Source organism: Amycolatopsis sp. cmx-4-83 (assembly GCF_046548815.1).
GTDB lineage: Bacteria > Actinomycetota > Actinomycetes > Mycobacteriales > Pseudonocardiaceae > Amycolatopsis > Amycolatopsis pretoriensis_A.
In genome coordinates, this window is the sequence record NZ_JAEBEF010000018.1 from 121,007 (window position 1) to 138,136 (window position 17,130).

Sequence of the window (17,130 nt, forward strand, 5' to 3'; positions counted from 1 at the left end):
TAGGACTTAAGATCGGCGGCATGAACCTGCCGCTGCGGGAACGGAAGATCGACGTCTTCTTCGCGGTGCTGTTCTCGGCCTTCACGGTGACGTCGCTGATCAGCGACCTGCTGCCGACCGTCGGGGTCGACTTCTCCCGGCCGTCGGGCAACTTCTTCGTGAACTCCAACTACTGGTACGCCCGCGACGCCGACCCGCTGTTCATGCACCCGCCGGACTGGATGCGGATCGTCACCGGGCTCTCGGCGTTCGTCTACATGCCGTTCTACGTCGTGCTCGTCTTCGCGCTGCTGACCGGCCGCAACTGGATCCAGCTGCCGTCGGTGATCTACGCGACCATGATCGTCACGCTGACCGGGGTCGTCGTGTTCGGCGTCGAGTTCTTCGGCGACCCGGCCACGCGCACCGGCAACCCGGCGAAGTTCCTCGCCTTCAACCTGCCCTACGTCCTGGTGCCGCTCCTGCTGCTGGTCCGGATGCGCAAGCCACTCCCGTTCACCCGCCGTTTCTGACCGGAGGCGCCGTGCCGTACTCGTTCCTCAGCCACCTCGACTGCTCCCGGACCGGGGAGCGCTTCGACGCCGACGCCGTCCAGGGGCTGTCGCCGTCGGGCGCGCCGCTGCTCGCGCGGTACGAACTCGGCGGCGTCCGCGAAGCCGTGACGCCGAAGGAGATCGGCGGGCGGGAGCCGACGCTGTGGCGCTACCACGAGGTGCTGCCGGTGCGCTCGCCCGAGCACGTCGTGAGCCTCGGCGAGGGCATGACGCCGTTGCTGCGGCTGCCGCGCTACGGCCGTGAGCTGGGGCTGTCCCGGTTGTGGATGAAGGACGAGGGCCTGGTCCCGACCGGCACGTTCAAGGCGCGCGGCGCCGCGGTCGGCGTCTCGCGGGCGGCCGAGCTCGGCGTGCGCGGGATCGCGATGCCGACGAACGGCAACGCCGGGGCGGCGTGGGCGCTGTACGCGGCCCGCGCGGGGCTGACGAGCCTGATCGCGATGCCGGACGACGCGCCCGCGATCACCATGCGCGAGTGCGTCGCCGCCGGCGCCGAGCTGTACCGGGTGGACGGTCTCATCGGCGACGCGGGCAAGCTCGTCGCCGCGGCGGTTCCGGGGCGGCCGGGGGTGCAGGACGTCTCGACGCTGAAGGAGCCGTACCGCATCGAAGGCAAGAAGACGATGGGGTACGAGATCGCCGAGCAGTTCGGCTGGCGGCTGCCGGACGTCATCCTCTACCCCACTGGTGGCGGGGTCGGGATCATCGGGATCTACAAGGCTTTGCTGGAGATGCGCGAGCTGGGCTGGGTGACCGGCGAGCTGCCGAAGCTCGTCGCCGTGCAGGCGACCGGGTGCGCGCCGATCGTCGACGCGTTCGCCCGCGGGGCGCGGGAAAGCGAGCCGTTCCCCGACGCGCGGACGGTCGCCTTCGGCATCACCGTGCCGAAGGCCATCGGTGACTTCCTGGTGCTCGACGCCGTGTACGCGACCGGCGGGACCGCAGTCGCCGTCACCGACGAGGAACTCCTTGCGGCGCAACGGGAACTCACCGAGCGCGAAGGCACTTTCGTCTGCCCCGAAGGCGGCGCGTGCTTCGCCGCGCTGCGGCACCTTCGCGAGTCCGGGTGGCTCGAAGGCGACGAAGACGTCGTCGTGCTCAACACCGGCGCCGGGATCAAGTACCCGGAGACGGTGCCGCTCGACGTCCCGCTGCTGGCGAAGACGGACTCGATTCCTTAGAGGACCGAGCGGACCGTTTCGGGGTCGCGGGCGACGACGGTGGTGCCGTCGTCGGCCGTGATGATCGGCCGCTGGATCAGCTTGGGGTGCTCGGCCAGCGCGTCGATCCAGCGGGACCGGTCGTCGGGCGTGCGGCCCCACGACTTCAGGCCGAGGTCCTTCGCGACCGGCTCGGCCGTGCGCGCGATGTCCCACGGTTCGAGGCCGAGGCGCTCGATCACCTCGGTCAGCTCCGCCGCCGTCGGCGGGTCGTCGAGGTAGCGGCGCACGGTGTACCGCGCGCCCGCTTCGTCCAGCATCGACACCGCTGACCGGCACTTCGAGCACGCCGGGTTGACCCAGATCTCCACGGCGGGAGCTTACCGCGCTGGTTTTGGAGCAGCTGTTCTGTTACGGTCGCGGCATGCCCCGCCCCCGTGTCCACGACCTCGACGCGCTGCTCGACGTCGCCGAGCGGCTGGTCGCATCGTCGGGGTACGAGAACGTGACCGTGCGCGGGCTGGCGACGGCCGCGGGCGTGCCGAACGGCACGATCTACCACGCGTTCGGCTCGCTCAGCGAACTGCTGGCGCGGGTCTGGGTGCGCGCGGCGACGGCGTTCCTCGACCTGCAGACGTCGCTGGTGGACGCCGCGGAAACGCCGGTCGACGCGGTGGTCGCGGCGGCCGGCACCCCCGCGTTGTTCGCCGACCGGCGGCCCGACGCGGCCCGGATGCTGCTGAAGGTCCGGGTTGACCGGCTGTTCGGGCCCGAGCTGCCCGACGAGCTCGCCGACACCTTGCACGCGCTGGACAACCGGCTGGTCGCGCTGCTGGTGCGGCTCGCGCGACTGGTGTGGGACCGCGGCGACGGCTTGGCCGTCGAGGTGATCACGACCTGCGTCGTCGACCTGCCGACCGCGTTCTTCCGCCGTGACCTCACCGATCCACTGGTGCGGGCGCGGCTCGCCGCCGCCGTGCGGGCCGTGCTGACCGTGCCACCCCGAGAAAAGGACCGACCGTGACCGTTTCCGTGCTTCACCTGGGTGACGACGAGAACCGCTTCTCGCCCGAGTGGCTGCAGCGCGTGCATTCCTTTTTGGACGGTGTCGAAGGCGCGCTGGTGACCACCGGCGGCGGGAAGTTCTACTCGAACGGCCTCGACCTCGAATGGCTCACCGCGCACGGCGACCAGGCCCAGTCCTACGTCACCGACGTGCAGGAGCTGTTCGCGCGGGTGCTGACGCTGCCGGTGCCGACGGTGGCGGCGATCAACGGCCACGCGTTCGGCGCGGGCGCGATGCTGGCGATGGCGCACGACTTCCGCGTGATGCGCGCGGATCGCGGCTACTTCTGCTTCCCGGAGGCGGACATCAACATCCCGTTCACGCCGGGGATGGCGGCGCTGATCCAGGGCAAGCTGACCCCGGCGGCGGCGATCGCTTCGATGACGACGGGACGCCGGTTCGGCGGCGCGGACGCGCTGGAAACCGGGCTGGTGGACGAAATCGCGGGCGAGGCCGAGCTGGTGGAGGTGGCTTCCGGGCGGGTCGGGGCGCTGGCGGGCAAGGACCGCGGCACCCTGGGCGCGATCAAGGCGACGATGTTCGCCCCGGCGGTGACGGCTTTGCGCGCGCCTGCTTAGACCTGGTCTCGAAACTCAAGGGTGTGTCACTGCGCAACCCTCCGGTCCTGGTCGTCGATCGTGGGCAGTCGTGGCGAAGACGACGCAGCAGCGGCGGGTCGAAGACCGGCTCCGGGAGCTGATCGAACCCCTGATCCCGTCCCGGCCAGCGCCGCACTGGAGGGGATCTTGTTCGCGCTCGACACCGGCTGCCGCCGGCGAGACCTACCCGAGCAGCTCGGATGCGGTTCCGGGCACACCGCGTGGCGGCGGTTACGTGAGTGGCAGGACGCTGCGGTTCAAACGCCTCGGGCTGCGCTACGACCGGACCGAACGCACCACGCTGGCGCGACTCACGCCGGCCTGCACCATGATCAACGTCCGCACCATCGGTGGGGCCGCCTCTTCAGAGGCGTTCGATGCGGTCGGCCTGCGGGCCCCGGTCGCTCTGACGCACCGCGTACCGGACCCGGTCACCCTTCTGCAGCGGCTCCGACCCCATGATCACGGACGCGTGGGCGAAGAGATCGTCGCCGCCCGCGTCCGGGGTGATGAAGCCGAAGCCGCGGTCGTCGTCGTAGCGCGCGACGACGCCCTCGCCGCCTCGTGCGGGCACGTCCCGCGCCGCCGGCCCTGCGGCCGCGGCCGACCGCTGCGGCGCCGTCTGGGGCTCGGCGCCCCGGACCAGGTGCACGTCGCGGGCCTGCGGGCCCTTGTCTCCACTAGCCACCTCGTAAGCGACGCGGTCGCCCTCCGCGAGCCACGTCAGTCCCTCGGCCAGGGCCCGGGCGTGAACGAAGACGTCCCCGGCGCCGGAGTCGGGGTTGATGAAGCCGAAGCCCTTGTCCTCGTCGTACCAGGCCACCGTGCCGTCGGCACCGTCCGCGTTACCGGCCGCGGCGGGTGAGCCGGCCCCTGCTCCCAGCGGGATCACGTGCCCGGCCTGCGGGCCGCGCTCGCCTTCGACGATCAGGAAGGCCACCCGCTGTCCCTCGGCGACCACGCCGCCGGTCACGATGGCGGAGCTGTGCACGAAGATGTCGGCGCCACCGCCGTCCGGCGACGCGAAGCCGTACCCCTTGCCCGGCTCGTACCAGTTGATGGTGCCGAGCAGGCCCACGGCGCTGCCGGTGGCCGCATCGGCGGTGACGCGAACGCGCAGCGCCTGGGGCCCGCGGTCGTTCTCGCCGACCTCGAACACGACGGCCTGACCCTCGCGGAGCAATTTCGCGCCGCCGTCCCCGACGATCTCGGAGGCGTGCACGAACACGTCCGGCGAGCCGTCCTCGGGCGCGAGGAAGCCGAACCCACGTTCGGCGTCGAACCAACGGACGGTCCCTTGCGGCATCAAAAGCTCCAGGTCGAGAGGGCGGGCACTGGCCCCCAGTCTCCCTGACCGACCTCCGGTCCGTCGGACCGGGCCCACAGGCGGGCGGTTCACCCAGCGACACGCCGAGTTCGAGGCCGGGTCTTGGGCCTCCGGCCCCCGGTGTCCATTCTACCGGCGGGCACCGACAGTTCCGGGAAGTCCGTGACTGCCACCTTCACGGCTTGGCGACCTCGGCGAGGCGGCGGCGCAGGTGGGCGCGTTCCGGTTCCGTGCCCGCGAGGGACAGCGCCTCCCGGTAGGCCTCGGCGGCCTCGGGGTGGCGACCCAGGCGACTGAGCAAGTCGCCGCGGGCGGCCGGGAACGGGCTGTACTCGCGCAGGCGCGGCTCGCCCGCCAGGGCGTCGAGCAGGGACAGGCCCGCTGCCGGGCCGTCGCGCATCGCCACGGCCACCGCCCGGTTCAGGTCCACCACCGGGGAGGGGGCCAGGCCGCGCAGGACGTCGTACAGCGCGACGATCTGCGGCCAGTCCGTGCTCGCCACGTCCGGGGCCTCGTCGTGCAGCGCCGCGATCGCCGCCTGGACGCCGTAGAGCCCGGGTGGGCCTCCGGTCAGCGCCGTCTCGACCAGCGGCGTGCCCTCGTCGATCATCGCGCGGTCCCAGCGGGTGCGGTCCTGGTCGTCGAGCAGGACCACCGCGCCGTCCGGGCCGGTGCGGGCGTCGCGGCGGGCGTGGATCAGCACCAGCAACGCCAGCAGGCCCGCGACCTCGCGTTCGGCGGGCAGCAGGCGGCGCAGGATCCGGGCCAGCCGGATGGCCTCCTCCGCCAGGTCGAGCCGCTGCAGCTCCGGGCCCGAGCTGGCCGCGTACCCCTCGGTGAAGATCGAGTAGACGACCTGGAGCACGCCCGGCAGCCGCCCGGGCAGCTCGGCCGGGTCCGGGACGCGGAACGGGATCCGCAGCGTGCGGATCCGGTGCTTCGCCCGGACGATCCGCTTCCCCATCGTCGCGCTCGGCACCAGGAACGCGCGCGCCACCTCCGGCGTGGTCAGCCCGGCGAGGCAGCGCAACGTCAGCGCCGTGCGGTCTTCCGCGGGCAACGCCGGGTGCGCGCACGTGAAGAACAGCTGGAGCCGCTCGTCCGGCAGCCCGCCGTCGGACTCCGGCGCGGGCGCCGCGCGCTCGGCCTCGACCTGCAGCACCGCGAGCCGGGCCGCGTAGGCCTGGTCGCGGCGCAGCCGGTCGACGGCCTTGCGCCGCGCCGTCGTCATCAGCCACGCGCCCGGCTTCGGCGGCACGCCCTCGGCCGGCCAGTGCACCAGCGCGGCTTCGATGGCCTCCGATGTGACCTCCTCGGCCAGGTCGAGGTCGCCGAACCGGCGGACGAGCGCGGCCAGCAGCAGCCCGCGCTCCTCCCGGAACACCGCCTCCAGTATCAACCGGGGCTTCGCCCCGGGCCGGGGGCTCTGCCACCCGGAACCCCCGAAAGCATCCATCGACGCGGCCGCCCGCTCCGTCACCGCTTTCAGTCCCCGTACGAAGCGAGCGGGCGCACCACGATGTGGCCGCCGTCGCGGGAGCCTGGGCAGCGGGCCGCCCAGTCGAGGGCGACGTCGAAGTCCGGCACGTCGATGACGAAGTAGCCCCCGAGCACCTCGCGGGACTCGGCGAACGGCCCGTCGGTGACGATCCGCTCGCCCGTCTCGGTGACGCGGACCGCGGCGGCCGTGGTGAAGTCGGCGAGCGAGTTCCCGCCGACGTGGACGCCGGCGTCCTTCATGGACTTGTCGAACAGCATCCAGTCCTCGGGCGTGCTGCAGCCGGTCGGCTCGCCCTGGGCGTCGAGGCTGGCGTTGATGAGCATCAGGTACTTCACGGGATCCTCCGGTGTCTCGGTTGCCGTACGCGATCACTACGAACGGCCGGCGCCGCCTTGGACACCCTCGCCGAAGATTTTCTCATGTCAAGAAACTTTGACACGGTGTCTGGTTTGTTTTACCTTGGCGAAGGTGACCCACGAAGAGAAGAACGCCTGGATCCGGGGGCTCGCCGCGGTGGTGAGCTACGCGGTCTACCTCGTCCTGGTCCTCGGCCGGGCCGGCGGGCGGCCGCTGGCCGAAGTCCCGTACGCCGCGACGCTGCTCTGGACGATCGGAGCCTCCGTCGCCGCGGCGATCGTGCTGAGCATCGTGGCCGCGGTGGTTTCGAAGGACGGCGAGAAGGACCAGCGCGACCGCGAGATCGGCCGGTTCGGCGACCACGTCGGGCAGGCGTTCGTCGCCATCGGCGCGGTGGCCGCGCTGCTGCTGGCGCTGGTCGAAGCACCGCACTTCTGGATCGCCAACACCGTCTACCTGGCGTTCACGCTCTCCGCGGTGCTCGGGTCCGCCGCCCGGATCTCCGCTTACCGCCGGGGTTTCCAGCCGTGGTGAAACCGACCCGCGTCACGAACTCGATCCGCGCCCTCCGGTTCGCCAACGGCCAGATGACCCAGGCCGACCTCGCCACCCGGATCGGCGTCACCCGCCAGACCGTCATCGCGATCGAGCAGGGCCGCTACTCCCCCTCGCTCGAGATGGCTTTCCAGCTCGCGCACGTGTTCGGCGTCCCGCTCGAAGAAGTGTTCCAGTACCCGGAGGAGTCCTCGTGAAAGCGATCGTCCAGTCCCGCTACGGAAGTCCCGGCCTGCTCGAATTCCGGGACGTCGAGAGACCTTCGCCCGGTGCCGGCGAGGTCCTCGTGCGGGTGCACGCGGCCGGCGTCGACCCGGGCGTGTGGCACCTGACCACCGGGCAGCCCTACCTGTTACGGCTCCTGGGTTTCGGCCTGCGGCGGCCGAAGCAGCCGGTGCGCGGCCTCGACTTCGCCGGCACGGTCGAAGAGACCGGCGACGGCGTGACGCGGTTCCGGCCGGGCGACGAGGTGTTCGGCGGCTGCGCGGGCTCGTTCGCCGAACTCGCCGTCGCCGACCAGGACCTCGTCGCGGCGAAACCCGCGCGCCTGTCGTTCGAACAGGCAGCATCAGTCCTGGTCTCCGGCGGCACCGCCCTGCAGGCCCTGCGCGACGCGGGCCGGGTCCGGCCGGGGCAGCGCGTCCTCGTCATCGGCGCGGCGGGCGGGGTGGGCTCCTTCGCCGTCCAGCTCGCCAAGGCCTTCGGCGCGCACGTGACCGGCCTGTGCAGCACCGCCAAGACGGACCTGGTCCGCGCGCTCGGCGCCGGCCACGTCCTCGACTACACGCGCGAGGACTTCACGGCGGACCGGTACGACCTGATCATCGACACCGCGGGCCTGCGCTCGCTGACCCGCCTGCGCCGGGCCCTGACCCCGCGCGGAACGCTGGTGATCGTCGGCGGCGAAGGCGGCCGGTGGCTCGGCGGCATCCAGCGGGTGCTCTTCGCGGCACTGCTGAACCCACTCGTGCGGCACCGGCTGCGGGGACTCGTCGCCCGCGAGCGCGGCGCGAACCTCGAAACCCTGCGGGAGCTGATCGAAGCCGGGAAGCTCACGCCGGTGCTCGACCGGACCTACCCGCTCGCCGACGCCGCGGCCGCGATCGGCCACCTCCACGCGGGCCGCGCGGCGGGCAAGGTCGTCCTGCTCCCCTGAAGCGGCCCGTCAGCGGAAGGCACCGGCGTGCGCGCCCGCCTCGCGCGCCCGCGCCGGCATGCCGGGGGAGCTTCCGCGCCGACAGTGCCGGTGGCGCCGGTGACCAGGAACATCTCCGCCCCCAGGATCGTCCTGGCCCACCGCAGCGCCACCGGCCGCCGCGTCAGCCCTGCTGCAGGTCCTCGAACTCGACGACCTGCCGGACCTCGACCTCGATCTCCATGTCGAACAGCTCGACGTAGCGCCGGGCGAACTCGACGGCTTCCGCGCGGTCCGCGGCGTTGATCAGCGCGAACCCGCCGATGACCTCCTTGGCCTCGGCGAACGGGCCGTCGGTGACGCGGATCGCGGCCCCGCGCGGCTTGCGGACCAGCGCACCCTTGTCGGACTTGTGCACGCCCTCCGCCGTGATCAGGATGCCCTTTTCCGCCGACTCCTGGATGAACCCGCCCATCTTCTCCACGAACTCCGGGCTGGGGTTCCACGCCTGCGGGTCGCTCTCGTCGATCCGGTGCATCATGAGGAAACGCATGGTCTTGCTCCCTGGTCTTCCTGGCCGTGGTCCGGGGCCTTCCGGACGCGATGACCGGCCTTCACCCCCGCGTCGATCGGCCGCACGCGGCGTTCGACATTTCTCCCGGACATCTTCCCGGGCAGAGTACTGTGACGCGCGTCACCATCGGCTGGAGGTGCCCGATGCCCGTCGTGCTCGCGATCGGAACGCGCAAAGGCCTGTGGCTGGCGACCAGCCACGACGACCGGAAGACCTGGGAGGTGACCGGCCCGCACCACCCGATGACCGACGTCCACGCCGTCGGCATCGACACCCGCCGCGCCACCCCGCGCCTGCTCGCCGGGGTGACCAGCGAGCACTTCGGGCCGAGCGTCGCCACCAGCGACGACCTCGGCGCGACCTGGGACGAACCCGGCCACGCGCCGATCGCGTTCCCGCCGGACACCGGCGAATCCCTCGCCAGGGCGTGGCAGCTCGTGCCCGGCCCGGCGAGCGAACCGGACGTCGTCTACGCCGGCACCGAGCCGTCCGCGCTGTTCCGCTCCACCGACGGCGGCCGCACGTACGAGCTGGTCCGCGGCCTGTGGGAGCACCCGCACCGGGAGCACTGGACGCCCGGGGGCGGCGGCAAGGCGATCCACACCGTGCTCCCGCACGCGACCGAACCCGGCCACGTCACCGTCGCGATGTCCACCGGCGGCGTCTACCGCACCGAGGACGGCGGCGAGTCGTGGCGGGCGAGCAACACCGGTATCAAGGCCGTCCACGTCCCCGACCCGTACCCCGAATACGGCCACTGCGTGCACAAGGTCGCCACGCACCCGGCCGCGCCGGACCGCTTCTACGCGCAGGTGCACCACGGCGTCTACCGCAGCGACGACGGCGGCGCGAGCTGGCAGTCCATCGCCGACGGGCTGCCCAGCGACTTCGGCTTCCCCGTCGTCGTCCACCCGCACCGGCCCGAGGTGATCTACACGTTCCCGCTGGTCGCCGACGCCCTGCGGTTCCCGCCGGAGGGCCGCTGCCGCGTGTACCGCAGCGAGGACGCCGGGAAGTCGTGGGAAGCGGTGGGCGCCGGCCTGCCGGACGGCTACTGGGCGGGCGTGCTGCGGGACGCGCTGTGCACCGACGACGCCGACCCGGCCGGGGTGTACTTCGGCTCGCGCTGCGGCGAGGTCTACGCCAGCCGCGACGACGGCGACAGCTGGCAGCTCGTCGCGGCGCACCTGCCCGACGTGCTGAGCGTCCGCGCGGCGACGGTGTGACCGTGCGGATCACCGTGCTGCTGCCCGGAACACTGCGCGAGAAGGCGGGCGGCGAGGCGAAGCTGGACGTCGAAGTCGGCGAGCCGGCCACGCTGGGCACCCTGCTCGACGCCCTCGCCGAGCGCTACCCGGCACTCGAACGGCGGCTGCGCGACGAGCAGGCGGGACTGCGCCGGTACGTCAACTTCTTCGTCGACGGCGAGGAGTGCCGCCACCGCGGCGGCCCCGACGTCGTGCTCCGTGACGCCGCCGAGGTGCAGATCATCCCGTCGGTCGCGGGAGGCTGAGCGCCTCGGCCCGGCGCCGGGTGCCCACCAGCGCCAGCGCGAGCAGCCCGGCGCCGAGCCCGGCGACCAGCCACCACACGCCGTGCGCGCTGCCGGCGAGCGCGACACCCAGGGTGGTGCCGGTCTGCCGTCCGGTGGACGCCAGTGAGGCGGCCACCCCCGCCATCGACCCGGGCATCCCGGAGACGGCGGTGTTCGTGATCGGCGGGTTGACCGTGCCGAGGAAGACGCCGAACAGCAGGAAGACCGCGAGCACCAGGGGCAGCGGCGTCGCCGGGCCGAGCCACGCCGCCGCGGCGCCGCCGAGGGCGAGCGTGCTGCCGGCGACGACCAGCGGCAGCCGCGGCCCGGTGGTGCCGACCAGGCGCCCGGTGCGCGGCGACAGCACGAGGACCAGAACGCCGACCGGGAGCAGGCACAGCCCGGCCGCCAGCGGCGGCAGGCCGCGGACGTCCTGGAGGTACTGGGTGGCGGTGAACAGGAAGATCCCGAACCCGCACAGGGCCAGCACCGCCATCACGATCGCCGAGCTGAAGGCGACGTTGCGGAACAGGTGCAGCTCCAGCAGCGGGTCGGTGCGCCGCGGTTCGTGCACGAGCAGGCCGGCCACGCCGAGCGCGGCGACCGCGAACAGGCCGAGGACCAGCGGCGACGTCCAGCCCAGCGGGCGCGACTCGATCAGCGCGTAGACGACGCTGCCGAGCACCACCAGCACGAGGAGCTGCCCGAGCGGGTCGAACCGGCGGGCGCGCGGCGCGCGGGATTCGGGCACGAAGAGCGCGGTGGCCACGAGTGCCGCGGCGACGATCGGGACGTTGACCCAGAAGACCGCGCGCCAGCCGAAGCCGTCGACGAGCGCGCCGCCGAGGATCGGCCCGAGCGCCAGCGCCAGTCCGGACATCGAGCCGAACACGCCGATCGCGCGGGCGCGTTCGGCCGGGGCCGGGAAGGTGGTGGCCACGATGGCCATCGCGACCGGGTTGAGCATGGTGCCGCCGATCGCCTGCAGCGCGCGGGCCGCGATCAGCCAGCCGATGCCCGGCGCGAGGCTGCACAGCAGCGAACCGAGCCCGAACGCGGCGAGGCCGCACTGGAAGACCCGCTTGCGGCCGAACCGGTCGGCGGCCGACCCGGCGAGCACCAGGAACCCGGCCAGCACCAGCGTGTAGGCGTCGACCGTCCACTGCAGCCCGGAGACGGACGCGCCGAGGTCGCGGCGGATCGAAGGCAGGGCGACGGTGACGATGGATATGTCCATCACCACCACGACGATGCTGGCGCAGCAGACGGCCAGCACGAGCGCGGGGCGATGAGCGGTCGGAGCGTTCATGCGATCGACGCTAGGATTTAGAGCGTGCTCGAAGTCAAACCGCCGATCCCCGCCGAGGGGCTGACCATCGCGGACGCGGCCCGCCGCACCGGGGTCAGCGCGCACACGCTGCGCTACTACGAACGAGCGGGCCTGGTGGTCACGAAGGTCGACCGCACGAGCGGCGGCCGCCGCCGCTACCGGAAGCTGGACCTGGACTGGATCAAGATCTGCACGAAGCTCCGGGCCACCGGCATGCCGATCAAGACGATCCGCCGCTACGCCGACCTGGTCTCGGCCGGCCGCGGCAACGAGCAGGAACGCCTGGCCCTGCTGGAGGAGCACCGCGCCGACGTGCTGGCGAAGCTGGCCGAGCTGCAGGAGAACCTGCAGCTGATCGACCGCAAGATCGGCGTGTACCGCGGCCGCCTGGAAGCGGGCGACGCGGACGGCCTCTGGGCACCCGGGCAGCCGTAGAACCGCCCGACGAGGACGGTTCACGGCAAGCGCACAGCTTCCGCGCAAGGCGGGGCACCCTTCCGGCGGCAGGGTGGAAGCCATGAACCCCACCTACGAAGGCCGCCCGCTGCCCCGGCCGCGTGACGAGGTCGTCGACCAGGGTTTCGGCGCGGCGGGCGCGGCGCTGACCGCCTGCCAGACTTCTTCCCCCGCCACGTCTTCGGCCTCGACGACCACCACCGCGTCGACGGGCGAGATCCCGGACGAGACCGCGGGACCGTACCCGGGCGACGGCTCCAACGGGCCCGACGTGCTGGAGCAGAGCGGCATCGTCCGTGCCGACATCCGGTCCGGCTTCGACACCGGCAGCGACAACGTCTTCGGCGACGACGACGGCCGGCGGCGGCCCGGGCGGACCGCCGCCGTCGCGCTAGTTCCCGGGCTTGAGCTCGTCGAACAGCGCGCGCAGCTGCGGCGGGATTTCGCCGCCGAACACGCTTTCCATGACGACGGCTTCGTCGACGGGGTTCGCGCTCCGGGTGAACATGGCTTCCTCGTAGACCGCCAGCGCTTCTTCGACGGGGTGCGCGGCGAGGGCCCGGCCGAGCTCGGCGCCGTCGAGCATGGCCAGGTTGGCGCCTTCGCCGTTCGGCGCGGTGAGGTGGGCGGCGTCGCCGACCAGGGTGACGCCGGGTACGCGCTCCCACCGCAACCCGACCGGCAGGGTGTGGTGCGGCCGCAGGACCGGTCCGGAATCGGCGTCGGTGAGCAGCGCGGTGAGCTCGGGCGCCCAGCCGTCGAACTCCGCCGCGAGCCGGGCGGCGGCCGCGGCGGGATCGCCGAAGTCGACGGCGTCGAACCACGCCAGCGGCCGCTCGAACTCGACGTAGGCGTGCAGGGTGTCCCCGCTTTCCCGGTGCGCGTTGATCCCCTGCCCCGGTGTGGGGCCGGCGACGAACATCGACCCGCCCCCGACCGCCTTCGCCACGGCGGCGTGCCGGGTGTCGGCGTCGAAGAGGTAGGTCTCGACGAACGAAGTGCCGGCGTACTCGGGCGTGGCGGCGGTGAGCAGCGGCCGGACCCGCGACCAGGCCCCGTCCGCGCCGACGAGCAGGGTGGCCGTGACGCTGGTGCCGTCGGTGAAGACCACTTCGTTCCCGGCCCGCACCTCGGCGGCCTTGCGTCCCCAATGGACAGTGCCGGCGGGCAGCGAGTCCAGCAGCAGCTGCCGCAGCTCGCCCCGCTGCACCTCGGGCCGGCCGCCGGTGCCGTCGTCGCCCTTTTCGAACAGGACGGCCCCGGTCGAGTCGAGGACGCGCATCGCCTGACGGCCTTCGAGGACGAGGTCGCGGAACCCGGTCGTCAGCCCGGCGGCCTCGACGGCGAGCCGGCCGTTGTAGTCGTGGATGTCGAGCATGCCGCCCTGCATCCGCGCCATGGGTGAAGCTTCGGCTTCGTAGACGGTGGCTTCGATGCCGTGGACGTGCAGCACGCGGGCGAGGGTGAGTCCCCCGAGCCCGGCGCCGATGATGGTGACTGGGGTGCGCACGGTGACTCCTTCGGTCTCTGGAATTACGTTCCAGAGCTTGTCGGGAGCCGCTGGCAGCCGGCGCACACGGCCCTGGCAAAGGCCTGGCAGCGCGCACCCGCACTGCCCTCGAGGGCATCCCGAAGCACGCCCGGTTGCTCCCTTTGGTCGGTCCTCGTGCCCCCTCCCCCGGCACCGCGACGGCGCGACGATGACGGCCGACGATCGGGAGAACACCATGGCGTTGACCGTGACCTTCGCAGGCAGGACCCCGGCGACCAGCGGGGGCACCGCGTACTACCACGTCTGGACCTACACCGTGCAGGCGTCGTCGCTCGGGGAGTTCGGGCTCACCCAGCGGATCGCGCTCGCCCTGCCCGCCGCCGTCGACGTCCAGGACCCGCGCCGGTACCCGGACATCGGCGCGCTCGGCGGTGCCTTCCTCGAGAAGGACGCCGCGGGCAGCCGCCAGTACGCGGGGAAGGTCGTCGGGTCGCCGGGGACCACCCAGACGATCGCCTTCGTCGCGCCGGCCGCCCAGGCGGACCGGGAGCTGTTCCTCGTCGGGGCGAGCGGGGCCGGCAAGCCGTGGACCGTGCTGCCGTTCGCGGTGACCGCGGGCGGCCCGGTCGCGAACGCGCAGGCCCTGCCCGCGCCGGCCGTCGGCGCCCGGATCACCACCGGGCGGCCGCTGGCCGAGTTCGCCGGCGCGCTGCCGTACGCGAGCGAGTCGTTCGGCCTGATCCAGCCGCTGCTCGGCTGGCGCTCGCAGCGGACGGTGGCCCGGTACGTCGAGGCGCTGCGCCGCGTCGACGACGCCGTGCTGGCCACCCTGTCCAAGGTCGTCACACCACGGGCGAAGTTCGTGCCGCCCGTCATCCACCTCCAGGGCGCCGAAGCCGGCTCGACCGACACACTGGAGCTGAAGACCGGCGACGCACCCGCCACCGGCTCGTACAACCCGCTGATCGCCTCGGTGCTGGCGGACCTGATCCAGGCGCGCGTCAAGGACAAGGACCCGCGCGCCCCGGCGACCTGGCTGCCCCTGCTGTCCCGCGCGAGCCTGGACCCGATCCTCGCGAACGAGGTGGCGCCGGTGCTGTTCACCCGCGCCGCCGTCGTTGAGCCCACCGACCAGGCCAAGCGCCAGGCGCTGGTGGAGGCCATGGCGGCCAAGGAGTCCATGGTCGCCGGGCTGCTCAACTACCTCGCCGTGCAGAGCCTCGTCCCGACGCTCGCCGACCTGTTCTCCCCGCCCCGCGAAGGCGAGGTCGACACCCCGCAGTACCGCGGGCTGCAGCGGATGCTCGACCCGCTGGAGACCGCGAGCCGCGCGGAGGCGCTCAACCGCGTCAGCCTCTCCCCGGTCGGGATCGTGCACCTGTTCCGCCAGTACTTCTTCGAGTTCGACACCTTCCTCGGCCCGCCGGTCCAGCACGTCTGGCTCAGCCCGGGCAGCTCGCTGGAGCTGATCGAGTCGCAGACCCGGCGCACGCTGGTCGAGCGCGTGGTGGAGGAGGGCCAGGAGCTCACGCAGAGCCGGACCAGCGAGAACAAGCTCGACGACGAGGTGTCGACCGCGGTCAAGGACGAGAACGAGCGCAACACCAAGCTCGGTTTTTCGGTGTCGGCCAACCAGCGGTGGGTCTGGGGCGATGCCAACGAGACCGCGACGATGGACCTCAGCGACACCCAGAAGCAGGCCCGCGAACAAACGCACAAGCAGATGCGCCAGCAGAGCGAACGGCTGAGCACCGAGATCAAGCGCAGCTTCAAGACCACGTTCCGCACGGTCACCGAGACCACCGACACCTCGAGCCGCCGCTACGTCCTGGCGAACGGCACCGACAAGCTGATCAACTACGAGCTGCGCCGCAAGATGCGCCGCGTCGGGGTGCAGGTGCAGGACCTCGGCACCCAGCTGTGCTGGCAGTCCTTCGTGGACGACCCGGGTGCGGCGCTCGGGCTGGCCAAGCTGGTCCACCTCGCCGCACCGCCGGACGCGGCCGCGGTGGCGCCGGCCAACGAGCTGCCGATGCCCGAGGACTACACCGAGGACGTCACGGTCCAGTTCGGCTACCCCTTCAACGGCTACATCCGGCCGGTGGGCGGGTCCGGGACGGGCTGGTGGATCGCCGACGTCGAGCTCACCCCCCGGGACGGCTTCGAGCCCGCGAAGGTCGGCGAGGTGCGCTGGACGGCGGGGGCCGCGGCGGTGAAGCTCAAGCTGGGCCGCAAGACCCAGGACGCGCCGGAAGGCACGCCCGACCCGCGGCAGCCCGCGCTGTCGGTCTTCCTCTACAACGCCCACGGCGAGCGGAACGAGCTCTTCGCGTTCACCGTGCCGGTGACCTACCGGGCCTCGGCCGAAAAGCGCAAGCAGGTCAGCGACCAGAACCAGCTGCTCGCCGCGAAGCGGGACCTCGAACTGGACCGGAAGCAGCGCGAGGCGTACCTGACGGCGGCGCGGGAGCGGGTGGCCGCGGCCAGCAAGATCCAGGTCCGCGACTACGACGTGCTCCGCGAGGAGGAGCGCGTGGTCGTGTACCGGCGGCTGCTCGAACAGCTGATGCGGATCGACGGCACCCGGCCGACCCAGCCGGAGCTGCTGCACAAGCTCGCCGAGCTCATCAACTCGATGTTCGACGTCGAGGCCATGCTGTACTTCGTGGCGCCCGAGTGGTGGCGGCCCCGCCGGCACGAGGCGCACCCGACGTTCGCCCCGGAGCTCGACCGGCTGGGCGACCCGCGGCTCGAAACGCCCGGCGGCACCCCGGCGCGGGACCCGTCGCTCGAGACGGCCGTCGAGCACCTCGTCCGCGACAGCCCCACCGGTCTCGACGACCACACCGTCGGCTGGGCCAACGAGGGCGACATGAGGCGGCGCGACAACTACTTCATCACCGAGGACTCGGCGCCGGCCCGGCTCGGCAGCTCGCTGGGCTGGCTGCTGCAGCTCGACGGCGACCACCAGCGCAACGCGTTCCTGAACGCGCCCTGGGTGAAGGCGGTCGTGCCGATCCGGCCGGGCAAGGAGCTCGCCGCGCTGAACTGGCTGTCCGACCCGAGCATCGAGGGCGCCGACGGCCTGGACGACCGCTACCAGCCGGCCACCGGCGGCGAGAGCACCCGGATCCTCACCGGGCTGCGCGCCTACCCGTGGTCCGACCCGGCGCTGGTGACCCGCTACCGCGACCTGGCCCCGGCCGACCTGACCATCCGCGACGTCCTGCGGTACGTGGCCGTCACGGTGCTGGCCAAGCACGAAGCGGGCACCGAGGTGATCACCGAGCAGCTCGAACCCGGCGTCACGCTGAACTACCTGCGCCCGGACATGGTGTACGAGAAGGGCTTCGACCCGCTCGACAAGGGGTTCAAGGCCGAGAGCGAGAAGGGCTACGAGGTCTTCGACCAGTGGGTGGAGGTCCTGCCGACCGACCAGGTCGCGGTCGTCGAGGTCGAGTACGACCCGAAGACCGGGCAGCAGGTCTGA

The 17,130-nt window shown here is 72.4% G+C and carries 19 protein-coding genes and 2 pseudogenes; 12 read left to right on the forward strand and 9 right to left on the reverse strand.

What is annotated here, in order from left to right; translation table 11 throughout:
• Nucleotides 1–20: 20 nt before the first annotated feature.
• Together ACLJQM_RS42355 and ACLJQM_RS42360 are read left to right on the forward strand one after the other, a co-directional pair.
• Nucleotides 21–512 (forward strand): EXPERA domain-containing protein, encoded by a 492-nt coding sequence (locus ACLJQM_RS42355; protein WP_410635963.1) that lies wholly within the window; start codon nucleotides 21–23, stop codon nucleotides 510–512.
• Between the two features lie 11 nt (nucleotides 513–523).
• A complete protein-coding gene (locus ACLJQM_RS42360) occupies nucleotides 524–1,735 on the forward strand; it encodes a threonine synthase (RefSeq protein WP_410635964.1) in 1,212 nt (403 codons plus the stop codon).
• Here the strand turns inward: ACLJQM_RS42360 and ACLJQM_RS42365 are convergent.
• Complete coding sequence (locus ACLJQM_RS42365) at nucleotides 1,732–2,085, reverse strand: arsenate reductase family protein (RefSeq protein WP_410635966.1); 354 nt, start codon at nucleotides 2,083–2,085, stop codon at nucleotides 1,732–1,734. The genes ACLJQM_RS42360 and ACLJQM_RS42365 overlap by 4 nt on opposite strands.
• A 53-nt stretch (nucleotides 2,086–2,138) precedes the next feature.
• Between ACLJQM_RS42365 and ACLJQM_RS42370 the strand changes: the two genes are divergently transcribed.
• The 3 genes and pseudogenes from ACLJQM_RS42370 to ACLJQM_RS42380 all read left to right on the forward strand — a co-directional run.
• On the forward strand, nucleotides 2,139–2,738 hold the full coding sequence (locus ACLJQM_RS42370) for a TetR/AcrR family transcriptional regulator (protein ID WP_410635968.1): 600 nt from the start codon (nucleotides 2,139–2,141) through the stop codon (nucleotides 2,736–2,738).
• Nucleotides 2,735–3,358: an enoyl-CoA hydratase/isomerase family protein gene (locus ACLJQM_RS42375; RefSeq protein WP_410635970.1), complete on the forward strand. Its 624-nt coding sequence runs from the start codon at nucleotides 2,735–2,737 to the stop codon at nucleotides 3,356–3,358. Before ACLJQM_RS42370 ends, ACLJQM_RS42375 begins: the two co-directional genes overlap by 4 nt.
• 60 nt (nucleotides 3,359–3,418) lie before the next feature.
• A pseudogene (locus ACLJQM_RS42380) lies at nucleotides 3,419–3,637 on the forward strand (transposase); the annotation flags it as partial.
• Nucleotides 3,638–3,743: 106 nt separating this feature from the next.
• Here the strand turns inward: ACLJQM_RS42380 and ACLJQM_RS42385 are convergent.
• From ACLJQM_RS42385 to ACLJQM_RS42400, 4 genes and pseudogenes are all read right to left on the reverse strand, one after another.
• Nucleotides 3,744–4,457 (reverse strand): cold-shock protein, encoded by a 714-nt coding sequence (locus ACLJQM_RS42385; protein WP_410636051.1) that lies wholly within the window; start codon nucleotides 4,455–4,457, stop codon nucleotides 3,744–3,746.
• Nucleotides 4,458–4,487: 30 nt separating this feature from the next.
• Nucleotides 4,488–4,685 (reverse strand): annotated as a pseudogene (locus ACLJQM_RS42390) (cold-shock protein); the annotation flags it as partial.
• 196 nt (nucleotides 4,686–4,881) lie between these two features.
• Nucleotides 4,882–6,162: an RNA polymerase sigma factor gene (locus ACLJQM_RS42395; protein WP_360780743.1), complete on the reverse strand. Its 1,281-nt coding sequence runs from the start codon at nucleotides 6,160–6,162 to the stop codon at nucleotides 4,882–4,884.
• A gap of 29 nt (nucleotides 6,163–6,191) precedes the next feature.
• Entirely contained in the window at nucleotides 6,192–6,542 is a 351-nt protein-coding gene (locus ACLJQM_RS42400) for a YciI family protein (protein WP_247012903.1), read from the reverse strand.
• A 133-nt stretch (nucleotides 6,543–6,675) separates the two neighbouring features.
• Between ACLJQM_RS42400 and ACLJQM_RS42405 the strand changes: the two genes are divergently transcribed.
• The 3 genes from ACLJQM_RS42405 to ACLJQM_RS42415 are packed head-to-tail and all read left to right on the forward strand — an operon-like array spanning nucleotide 6,676 to nucleotide 8,275.
• Nucleotides 6,676–7,098, forward strand: a complete 423-nt coding sequence (locus ACLJQM_RS42405) for a hypothetical protein (RefSeq protein WP_410635971.1) — start codon at nucleotides 6,676–6,678, stop codon at nucleotides 7,096–7,098.
• The gene (locus tag ACLJQM_RS42410) at nucleotides 7,092–7,316 is read left to right on the forward strand and encodes a helix-turn-helix transcriptional regulator (RefSeq protein WP_247012907.1); all 225 of its coding nucleotides are present in this window, start codon (nucleotides 7,092–7,094) and stop codon (nucleotides 7,314–7,316) included. The genes ACLJQM_RS42405 and ACLJQM_RS42410 overlap by 7 nt, the downstream gene beginning before the upstream one ends.
• Nucleotides 7,313–8,275 carry an NAD(P)-dependent alcohol dehydrogenase gene (locus tag ACLJQM_RS42415; protein ID WP_410635973.1) on the forward strand — a complete coding sequence of 321 codons (963 nt, stop codon included), beginning with the start codon at nucleotides 7,313–7,315 and terminating at the stop codon, nucleotides 8,273–8,275. Before ACLJQM_RS42410 ends, ACLJQM_RS42415 begins: the two co-directional genes overlap by 4 nt.
• A gap of 163 nt (nucleotides 8,276–8,438) precedes the next feature.
• On the opposite strand, the gene ACLJQM_RS42420 is transcribed toward ACLJQM_RS42415, so the two are convergent.
• Entirely contained in the window at nucleotides 8,439–8,807 is a 369-nt protein-coding gene (locus tag ACLJQM_RS42420; RefSeq protein WP_247012911.1) for a YciI family protein, read from the reverse strand.
• A 164-nt stretch (nucleotides 8,808–8,971) separates the two neighbouring features.
• On the opposite strand from ACLJQM_RS42420, the gene ACLJQM_RS42425 reads away from it, so the two are divergent.
• Entirely contained in the window at nucleotides 8,972–10,054 is a 1,083-nt protein-coding gene (locus ACLJQM_RS42425; RefSeq protein WP_410635975.1) for an exo-alpha-sialidase, read from the forward strand.
• A 2-nt stretch (nucleotides 10,055–10,056) separates the two neighbouring features.
• Nucleotides 10,057–10,341, forward strand: coding sequence for a ubiquitin-like small modifier protein 1 (locus ACLJQM_RS42430; RefSeq protein ID WP_247012915.1), 285 nt, complete (start codon nucleotides 10,057–10,059; stop codon nucleotides 10,339–10,341).
• Here ACLJQM_RS42430 and ACLJQM_RS42435 read toward each other — a convergent pair.
• Nucleotides 10,316–11,671 (reverse strand): MFS transporter, encoded by a 1,356-nt coding sequence (locus tag ACLJQM_RS42435; protein WP_410635978.1) that lies wholly within the window; start codon nucleotides 11,669–11,671, stop codon nucleotides 10,316–10,318. The genes ACLJQM_RS42430 and ACLJQM_RS42435 overlap by 26 nt on opposite strands.
• Before the next feature lie 24 nt (nucleotides 11,672–11,695).
• Between ACLJQM_RS42435 and ACLJQM_RS42440 the strand changes: the two genes are divergently transcribed.
• Nucleotides 11,696–12,127 (forward strand): MerR family transcriptional regulator, encoded by a 432-nt coding sequence (locus ACLJQM_RS42440; RefSeq protein ID WP_247012919.1) that lies wholly within the window; start codon nucleotides 11,696–11,698, stop codon nucleotides 12,125–12,127.
• Between the two features lie 93 nt (nucleotides 12,128–12,220).
• Here the strand turns inward: ACLJQM_RS42440 and ACLJQM_RS42445 are convergent, their stop codons facing one another.
• Entirely contained in the window at nucleotides 12,221–12,454 is a 234-nt protein-coding gene (locus tag ACLJQM_RS42445; RefSeq protein WP_410635980.1) for a hypothetical protein, read from the reverse strand.
• A gap of 85 nt (nucleotides 12,455–12,539) precedes the next feature.
• Nucleotides 12,540–13,658: an FAD-dependent oxidoreductase gene (locus tag ACLJQM_RS42450; RefSeq protein WP_410635981.1), complete on the reverse strand. Its 1,119-nt coding sequence runs from the start codon at nucleotides 13,656–13,658 to the stop codon at nucleotides 12,540–12,542.
• Between the two features lie 217 nt (nucleotides 13,659–13,875).
• On the opposite strand from ACLJQM_RS42450, the gene ACLJQM_RS42455 reads away from it, so the two are divergent.
• Nucleotides 13,876–17,130, forward strand: coding sequence for a hypothetical protein (locus ACLJQM_RS42455; RefSeq protein ID WP_410635982.1), 3,255 nt, complete (start codon nucleotides 13,876–13,878; stop codon nucleotides 17,128–17,130).